Source organism: Victivallis lenta (assembly GCF_009695545.1).
Classification (GTDB): domain Bacteria; phylum Verrucomicrobiota; class Lentisphaeria; order Victivallales; family Victivallaceae; genus Victivallis; species Victivallis lenta.
The window spans coordinates 1-1518 of record NZ_VUNS01000074.1 but is presented as its reverse complement, the minus strand read 5'-3'; the positions used below and the strand labels follow the sequence as shown (position 1 = coordinate 1518).

General features: G+C 46.4%; 1 protein-coding gene. It reads left to right on the top strand.

Going from position 1 to position 1518, the window contains the following annotated elements:
* The first annotated feature begins 252 nt into the window (after positions 1-252).
* On the top strand, positions 253-1512 hold the full coding sequence (locus FYJ85_RS22835; protein ID WP_154420988.1) for an ISL3 family transposase: 1260 nt from the start codon (positions 253-255) through the stop codon (positions 1510-1512).
* Positions 1513-1518 lie beyond the last annotated feature (6 nt).

Here is a 1518-nt window from a genome sequence, read left to right as displayed (position 1 = left end):
GGGTCTTCACGGGAATTTGTGGGTAAATCAGCGTGAGATACATCAGAACCCGTCGTCAGTCAAGCGGCAATCCGGCATAACCGCTCCCGTTGGTCGCTTTTATTCCGTTTGCCGTTTGACAGCCGCCAGAACCTGATGTGAATACGGCTTTTGCCGGTTCGGAAGGAAAAATGACTTTTTTCATCCGAACCATTGAATAAAAATAGCGCATGGCGTAATATTTTGTTACCACACAATCTATTACGAGGAACCATGCGCCTGAAAACTATACTCAACTACGGTCTGAAATTCAAATGCTTTTGTATCGGGAAATCGGAATTTAACGAAAAGAAAGATTCCATTATCGTGGAAATAAAGGCTCGAACCAATAGCAAACCTGTTTGCAGTATCTGCGGAACAGCATCTCCCGGCTATGATACATTGCCGGAACGTTTGTTTGAGTTCGTCCCGATGTGGGGACTGCGTGTTTTCTTCCGCTATGCGATGCGTCGGGTCAGTTGTCCTCAATGTAAGCGTGTTGTGGTTGAAGCGGTTCCATGGTGCGATGGGAAAAACCATTTCACCAATCATTATGCGGCGTTTCTTGCGTCTTGGGCAAAAGAACTTTCTTGGAAAAGCGTAGCGGCGCATTTCCATACCTCTTGGCAGACAGTCTGTTCCGCAGTCGAATCGGTGGTGAATTATGGACTGACGCATCGAAATTTAGACTCCGTAACCGCACTGGGCGTTGATGAAATCGCATGGCATAAAGGACACAAATATCTGACGCTGGTTTACCAGATTAATCCCGGCGCACGTCGTCTGCTTTGGGTTGGAGAAAAACGCACGCAAGAAACCATGAGCTCATTTTTTGCCGACATGACGAAGCTGAAAGCTGATTTTTCTGCTCAAATCAGGGTCATCTGTTCTGATATGTGGAAACCGTATTTGAAGATCATAGCCAAACATTTGCCACAGGCGATAAACGTGCTTGACCGCTTTCATATCATGCAAAAATTCGGAAAGGCTCTTGATAAAGTTCGGTCAGAAGAGGCAAAACGTTTGCGTCAAGCAAAACAACCTCCGCTCCTGTCCAAAACTCGTTGGTGCTTTCTGAAACGCCGGGAAAACTTGACAGAAAAGCAAGGTTTCAAACTCAATGAACTCTTGAAGATGAATCTGCGGACGGTAAAAGCATACCTGTTGCGGGAACAATTTCAAAAGCTTTGGGAGTATCGTTCGCCGGGATGGGCGGGAAAGTTTCTTGAACAGTGGTGCCATGCCGCAATTTTCAGCCGGCTCGAACCGATGAAAGACCTTGCAAGGATGCTGACCGCTCATCGTCCTTTGATCTTGAATTATTTCAGGGCAAAAAAGCAGTTCAACAGTGGGATCGTCGAAGGGTTGAACAGGAAAATAAATCTGACTATCAGGAAATCGTTCGGATTTCGGACGCTCAAAATTGCAAAAGTGTGCTTATATCACCAGCTTGGCGAACTCCCGGAACCGGATTTCGCCCACAAATTCTGGTGAAGAGGC